The organism is Streptomyces sp. M2CJ-2, from assembly GCF_016757295.1.
Classification (GTDB): domain Bacteria; phylum Actinomycetota; class Actinomycetes; order Streptomycetales; family Streptomycetaceae; genus Streptomyces.
Map to the genome: position 1 here is coordinate 1 of NZ_JAESIF010000142.1, position 6,802 is coordinate 6,802.

Consider the following 6,802-nt stretch of genomic DNA (forward strand, 5'->3'; position numbering starts at 1 on the left):
CCAGCTCGAACACGGCCGCACCACCTGAACGAAGATCACGAAACGTCACGAATGGTTACCGAGAAGGATTCACTGACACGAGGCCGAGATATCGCAGCTACCGCCTGATCGTGCTTGGCGCGGTGCCGGTCGGGGCGCTCCTCGGCGGCGGACTGGGGCGCTGGCTGGGCCCGGAGACCACCTTCGTCGTCTGCGGCGTCGGACTGGCGGCGGCGATCGTCTTCGCCTCCCGGGTCACGACCCGTGCCCTGCGCGAGGCGGAGGAGACCGCCCGGATCGGGTTTTCCGAACCAGTCGCCTGAACCGGACGCCCGAACCGGCCTTCCGAACCGGTCTCTTGAACAAGGCCGTACCCCTTCCAGAAAGAGCACGTCCTGATGAGCCTGACCCTGTCGCACACGACGGTCGACGCACGCGACCCCTACGCGCTGGCGCGCTGGTGTTGCGAAATGGCCGAGTTCACCCCGTCCGCAGCAGCCGCTGCCCCTCATCGACATCGATCTCCCGAACCCGCACCCGCCCGGCCACCGATCAGCAGCCCGGCTGCCCGGTCCGGCCACCGGCACGACGCCGCAGCCACGCCGCCTCCGCAGGCGTGAGGTACGGGTCGGCCAGCTTGGCTTCGGCCACTTCCCGGATACGTCCCGCAGGATCGGTCCAGCAGCCCTTGCGTACGCTGTTCACCAGCAGACCCCGCCCCAGGCGGGCGGCCAGTCCGGGGATCTCCGCGCAGCCGATGGTCACCATGGTCATCGCCACATCCGCAGCGGGATCACCAGCGCCCGCGTTGCGCCAGTCGATCACCACGGGGCCCCGCCGGGTCAGAAGCACGTTGCCCAAATGCAGGTCCAGGTGCAGCACCCGGTCGTCGCCTGCCGTCGCGAATCGCCGGGGCAGCCACGTCGGCGCCGGTAGCGCATGCAACCGGTCGTGCAGGCCGCCCAGCGTCCGGCCGAGGGATCCGACCCGCCACGGGCGCCGGGCCAGCACCTCCAGCATCGTCGGCCCGGTCAGCCGCTCCAGGACCATGTCGGTATCGGTGATCTCGTACACCTTCGGCACGGGATACCCACAGGCCGCCAGATGTGTCATCAGCCGCGCTTCCAGCTCCGTTGGTCCCCCCTGCCGGTAACGCCGCAGCACTCTGGACTCGTCCAGGGCATACACGTCAGCGTCCCGCCCCTGCCCGATCAACTGCATGCAGGGCAGTCTGTCCTGACGGTGTACCAGCCGCCAACAGGGCGAACGTTGCTTGATGCGGCATTAGCTTCGAAGACCCACCATCTCTCAACGGCACGGGAGTCTCGTGCGTTGCGGACCCCCGCCGGTCCACCGGCTGACCTGCTCCGGCCGCCGGTGCGTGTCGCGGGGTCGTGAAGCACGCCGCCGCCGGGCGGCGCGGTGCGGCCCGCTCAGGCCGGCGGGACGTCCGGGCCGGCCCCGCCGGTGAGTAGGACCCCGGCTCCCCGGCCCCGGCCGCCGGGCCAGGACGGTCGGGGCGGACGGTCGTCTCCGAGCAGCACGGTCGGCAGGGGGCCGTCGAGAGTGGCGTCGTCCAAGACGGCGCCCATGCGGTCGCCGATCACCCGGACCGCCGCCACCAGTCCGGGCTCGCTGCCCCCGGCTGCTTCCCGTCGTTCCTGTAGGGCATCCCACCAGGGATGCGGCGGGAGCCGCCGAGTGCCCGGCTCATCCGGTTCGAAGGCTTCGGTGCACCGGCCGTCGCGCCAGTACCCGAAGGTGTCCATGCTGATATTACTGTCGACGGTGAATGTCTCCGTGTCACAGGAGAGCCTCGACAGGAGGCCGGGCAGGCCGCCCAGGACTCCCCATTCCTCGTAGCAGAACGACCAGTCGCCCAGCGAACCGACCCGCAGCACCGACTTCGGGGTCCCAGCCCGGTAAGCATCGAAGCCCAGGCGGGCTGCCTCCAGCTTCGGCATTATCCGGGCGTCTCCCGGGAGGGCGCCGTAGCGGAGGAGTACGTCGTCCGGTGTGATGCCACGGGTGAACGTGGTGCACCACGATGCTGCACGGGCTCAGTCGAGGGAAGGCCCTGTCGGCAACTCGCTCATCTTTGCTCACCTCCACAGGGAACGATGATGGCCATCCGGAAGGCGTTGCCCCTGAATGCGTCAGGACCAGAAATGATCACTTAGGGGCCGCGCAGATAGGCGGCTACTGGGGCCGGTGGGCAGATGGGACAGGCACAGGTTCCGTTGGGATCGAACCGCCCAGCCTACCGAAGAGCTGACCTTCGTCACACTGCTGAGGCTGCTGCTGCTTGCAGGGCGGCCGCCGCACCGTGCGAGATTGGGTCACCGTGCCCGAAGACCGCCGTGTCGACCTCCAGCTTGGCAAGCCGGTGGAGCGACTCGACGGCCCGGGTGCGGTCGGTGTTGAAGACACCCAGCATGGTCTGGCCGACGTTGGCGACCGCGTCGCCGGTGAACAGCGCCCTTAGCCCGGGCAGGTGGAGCGCGATCGACCCGTCCGTGTGCCCGGGCACCGCGACCACCACCGCCCCGCCGCCGAATTCCAGCACATCGCCGTCCTCCACCTCCCGGTCCACCCGGCACAGCGGGGCCGGGGGTAGTGGCGGAAGGGCCGCCCGGATCGGCACCTCGAACTCCTCCAGTACCGGTGGCGCCCCGGCCGCCTCGCCCCGGATCACCGGCGCCTCCAGCCGGTGAGCCACCACCTCCGCGCCGTGCCGGGCGGCCAGTTCGGCGGCCGAGCCCGTATGGTCCTCGTGCCAGTGCGTCAGCACAATCCGCCGCAGCTCGCCTTCCAGTACTTCCTCGATCTTCGCTGGGCAGTCCGCCGTCCCGGTGTCGATCAGGGTCAGCTCGTCGTCGTCCCGCCACAAATAGGCCGCCCCCACCGGGAAGCGGAGCATGCGCAGCCTCGGCAGTACCTCGATCACATCCATGCCCCCAGCCTGCACGGCCGCCAGGGCGGCCATGTCTTCGTTCGCTGACGGCTCACCAGGTGTGCGAGATACGATCAAGCCCGCCAACGCGCGTCCCCTGCACGGCCGAGGTGGAACGCCCCGCGAGGCCAGGACCTCCCGCAATGCGTCGATCGCAGTGGTCCAGTCTCTGGCCGCACAAGACCCCGCGCACGGGGGCTGGTCATGGGCGGCGGTTCGGGCGTTCGTCCCAGCGGTGAGTGGTCCATGCCCGCCGGATCAGGCTGCGCACGGTGATGATCGTGTCGGCGAGTTCGAAGAAGGCGTCGACGACGGTGGCGCGCCGCTCGTAGCAGCGGGCGAGCCGGTGGAAGGCGTTCTGCCAGGCGTGGGTGCGCTCCACGTGCCAGCGCTGACTGGCCTGGATGGGCGCCTGCTCGCCTTTGTGCGCGATGCGGCCGCGCAGGCCGCGTTCGTGGAGCAGAGTGCGGGTCTTGTCCGAGTCGTAGCCGGCGTCTTAGGTGCACGGTGACGTCGCTGGGCAACGGGCCGAGGTCGTCCAGGCGGTCCAGGGTCGGGGCGAGCAGCGGGGAGTCGTGGCGGTTGGCGCCGGCCAGGACGCGGCCCAGTGGAATGCCGTATCCGTCGGTCATGCCCGAGCGTTTCAGGCCCTGTTTGCCGCGGTTGACCGGGGAGCGACCGGCCACCTCGCCGCCTCCGGGCGCCTTGGTGATGGAGCAGTCGACGGCGATCCGGTCGAGGACGAGGCCGACGATCCGGTCGTAGGCCTCCAGCGCGATCTGCCTGAGCCGGGCGAGGACGCCCCGTCGTATCCATTCGTCGCGGCGGCTGCGGATCGTGGTGGCCGGGCAGGTCGTGTCGGCGATCGCCTCGTAAGAACAACCGAAGCACGGCAGTTGCAGCAGCTTGTCGAAGATGATCCGGTCGCTGATGCGCCGGCGGTGGCAGCCGAGCGGATGGTCCGGGTGGAACTCCGGCCGATCGGGCAGCAGGACCGCGAATGGCGCTGTCACATTGTTGGCTGCGTGGGTCTCTGATGGTGCGTCGGGGTGTGGTGGGGCCGGGGTTTCGGGCTGCTGCTCAGGCTTCGGCGGGCTGGCCGGCGGCGCCGGTGACCTGGTCCCAGACAGCGAAGCGGGTGGTCATCTCGAGGCGGTATTCGGTAGCGGTCATCAGGTGGCGGCGGGGCCGGAAGTGGGGCGAGATGCCGCTGAACGCGGACAGGAACCGCTGGGCTCCGCCGACGCTGCGGAAGCCCTTCATGGCCCGTTCGCGCTGCCGGGTGGGCTGGTGGCTGTTCTCGGCCCGGTTGTTGAGGTACTTCGACTGCCGGTGCTCGACGGAGGGCATGACCTCGCGGTGGGCGGCGCCGTAGGAGCGGAGCTTGTCCGTGACGACCACCCGGGGGACCGTATGCTTCTTCTTCATCAGGCGGCGAAAGAAGCGCCGGGCGGCGGCCTTGTCCCGACGGTTCTGCATGAGGATGTCGAGAACGTTGCCGTCCTGGTCGACGGCCCGCCACAGGTACTTCCGCTCCCCGTTGATCTTGACGAACACCTCGTCCAAATGCCGCTTATCCCCGGGCCGCGGCTGGCGGCGGCGCAGTCCGTTGGCGTAGGCCTGGCCGAACTTCAGACACCAGCGGCGCACCGTCTCGTAGGAGACGATCACACCGCGCTCGAGTATCAGCTCCTCGACCTCCCGGAAGCTGAGCGGGAAGCGGAAGTACAGCCGCACGCAGTGGGAGATCACCTCGACCGGATACCGGTGCCCCTTGTACGAGGGCGCACTGTCCACCGAGGACTCCTCCCAGCCTGATCAACCCGAAGATCATCCCACCCGGTCAACCAACGTGACAGCGCCGTTGCTGGGCCTGGTCCGCGAGCTCACCGCCAATTACGCCGGCCAGCACCCGTACGCCTGCCAGATGCTGCTGCGCGCGATCCTCGACCACGTTCCACCGGCCTTCGGACAGAGCACGTTCCAGGGCGTGGTTGCCAATGTGTCCTGGGGGAGGACCGACAAGGCGTACGTCAAGAAGCTCGCCGGCTTCCGCAACGGCGCTGATGACGTCCTACACCGGCAGATCAGCACTCATCCGAGTCGCATCGACATGCACGACCTCCCACCGCGCACGTATGTCAACGCGCTCCTCCAAGGCGTGCTCGTTCACCTTGCTGCCGTCCCGCAGCCACAAGGCTCGTGAGCGCCCACAACCAATTCCGGGGAACAGACACCTTCATAGAGTCGGCCGAAGCCGGGCGTAGATACTGACCGGCATGACAGAACGCTCCGATCCGCACGTGCTCTGCTGCAGACATCCGACACTCAGGCCATGGCGCCTTCTGGACCCGCACGGCTTCGGGCTCTTCTGAGCGACCACGAACTCGACACCGGGCCCGCGGCTACGTATGACGGCCGGTGCTGGTGGGCAACAGGTGTGCGTCGGGGGCGGTCAGGGGCACCGGTTCGAGGCGCATCCGCCCCTGAGTGAGATAGCGGGTGAGTTCGGGCGGCCGGTAGGACGCGTCCCTGTCGTGGCGGTCCTTGGCGGTCGCCGAGAGGTATTCGCACCCGTCGAGACGACCCTGGTCATCTGCGGCCTGTCCGATGGGCCGGTGCCACGGTCGGGCCAGCCGGTACGGGCCCCTGCGTGAGTTGTGCACTGTGCCCATGGGATCGGGCCGCACCCCGAAATCGATGCCCCGGTCCGGGGTGATGTCGCGTGGACCTGCCTCGCTGAGGGCTTCCGTGTCGAACTCCAGCCCGTATCTGCGGGCCTGGGCAACCATCCACAGCAGGGTGATGTCGGACAGCGCCGTCTCCTTGTAGCCGCCGCCGACGTCGCTGTGCGATCCGGTGAACCATACCTGCTTCAGTTCCTGGCCGTGCTCGGCCGCACCGGGCTGCTGGTGCCACAGCGTCGGCCGGAACGGTGTTCGCTGCTCGTCGATGGACAGCGCATGGAAGGCTCCCTTCACCCAGCTGCTCAACTGGGTGTCATGGAACCCCCACCGACGGTTGACCAGATCGATCGGTTTGAGCCACCAGGCACCATTGTTCGGCGTGCCACCGGCACCTGGAAGCGGGATACCGAGGGCGCCGACCGTGTCCCACACACCGATGAACTGGATCTCCGTCTCATAAGCGTACGCCCGGCGGAACAGCGTCGAGGCCGTACCGGTCGGCTTCTCGAGCCGGTCGCGGTACAGGGCCCACGCGTCCTTGACCCGGTCTGCGTTCTCCCGGCGCAGGATGCCGCTGTTGCGTACCAGGCCGGCCAGGCTGCGGGCGGTGAAGGCGCCCCGGCTGAAGCCGAACAGGAACAGCTCGTCACCGGGTTCGTAGTCGCAGACAAGGAACCGGTAGGCATCCATGACGTTCCCGGACAGCCCCATGCCGAACGCGCCGCCGCGCAAGCGCTCCCATCGGCGTGTGCCGACGCCGCTGCGGTAGTACACACGCTGCTCCATCCCGGCGGCTCGCGGCCGGACCGCCAGGGCGACCTTGGTGACGTTCGTCTTGCTGGGCTGGTCGGCGAGGTTCCACGTGCCGTCACAGCAGACGATCAGGCGTTTGGCCATGACCTCCTCCTCCAGGGAGAGATTCCAGCCCGCACATCATCGATGTCATCGCCCGCCCCGCCGGTCTCGCGGCGCCTCACCTTCGCGCGCCGAGGCCTATCGGCCGACAGGACTGATTCGATGATCGCACCGCTCCGCCGGCCTCGCCATTCGCCGCAGCCGAGCAGCGCCGACCCCCTGGCCCCAGCGGCCTGTTTGAGGGGACAGCAGCCACTGAATCCTTCTCGGTAACCATTCGTGACGTTTCGTGATCTTCGTTCAGGTGGTGCGGCCGTGTTCGAGCTGG

At 68.6% G+C, this 6,802-nt stretch carries 6 protein-coding genes and 2 pseudogenes; 2 read left to right on the forward strand and 6 right to left on the reverse strand.

Features of this window, described 5'->3' with window-relative positions; translation table 11 throughout:
• The first annotated feature begins 110 nt into the window (after nt 1–110).
• A complete protein-coding gene (locus JL475_RS37605) occupies nt 111–302 on the forward strand; it encodes a hypothetical protein (RefSeq protein ID WP_202282706.1) in 192 nt (63 codons plus the stop codon).
• Between the two features lie 229 nt (nt 303–531).
• On the opposite strand, the gene JL475_RS37610 is transcribed toward JL475_RS37605, so the two are convergent.
• The 5 genes and pseudogenes from JL475_RS37610 to JL475_RS37630 all read right to left on the reverse strand — a co-directional run bounded on the left by JL475_RS37610 (nt 532) and on the right by JL475_RS37630 (nt 4,729).
• Nucleotides 532–1,200, reverse strand: coding sequence for a phosphotransferase (locus JL475_RS37610; RefSeq protein ID WP_202282707.1), 669 nt, complete (start codon nt 1,198–1,200; stop codon nt 532–534).
• Between the two features lie 212 nt (nt 1,201–1,412).
• Nucleotides 1,413–2,021, reverse strand: a pseudogene (locus tag JL475_RS37615) (DUF6461 domain-containing protein); the annotation flags it as partial.
• A 239-nt stretch (nt 2,022–2,260) separates the two neighbouring features.
• The gene (locus tag JL475_RS37620; protein ID WP_202282709.1) at nt 2,261–2,932 is read right to left on the reverse strand and encodes an MBL fold metallo-hydrolase; all 672 of its coding nucleotides are present in this window, start codon (nt 2,930–2,932) and stop codon (nt 2,261–2,263) included.
• 202 nt (nt 2,933–3,134) lie between these two features.
• Nucleotides 3,135–3,945 (reverse strand): annotated as a pseudogene (locus JL475_RS37625) (IS5 family transposase).
• Between the two features lie 67 nt (nt 3,946–4,012).
• Complete coding sequence (locus JL475_RS37630; protein WP_202282710.1) at nt 4,013–4,729, reverse strand: IS6 family transposase; 717 nt, start codon at nt 4,727–4,729, stop codon at nt 4,013–4,015.
• Nucleotides 4,730–4,784: 55 nt separating this feature from the next.
• Between JL475_RS37630 and JL475_RS37635 the strand changes: the two genes are divergently transcribed.
• Nucleotides 4,785–5,138, forward strand: coding sequence for a hypothetical protein (locus JL475_RS37635; RefSeq protein ID WP_202282711.1), 354 nt, complete (start codon nt 4,785–4,787; stop codon nt 5,136–5,138).
• 199 nt (nt 5,139–5,337) lie between these two features.
• Here the strand turns inward: JL475_RS37635 and JL475_RS37640 are convergent, their stop codons facing one another.
• Complete coding sequence (locus JL475_RS37640; protein ID WP_202282712.1) at nt 5,338–6,516, reverse strand: DUF2235 domain-containing protein; 1,179 nt, start codon at nt 6,514–6,516, stop codon at nt 5,338–5,340.
• Between the last annotated feature and the right edge of the window lie 286 nt (nt 6,517–6,802).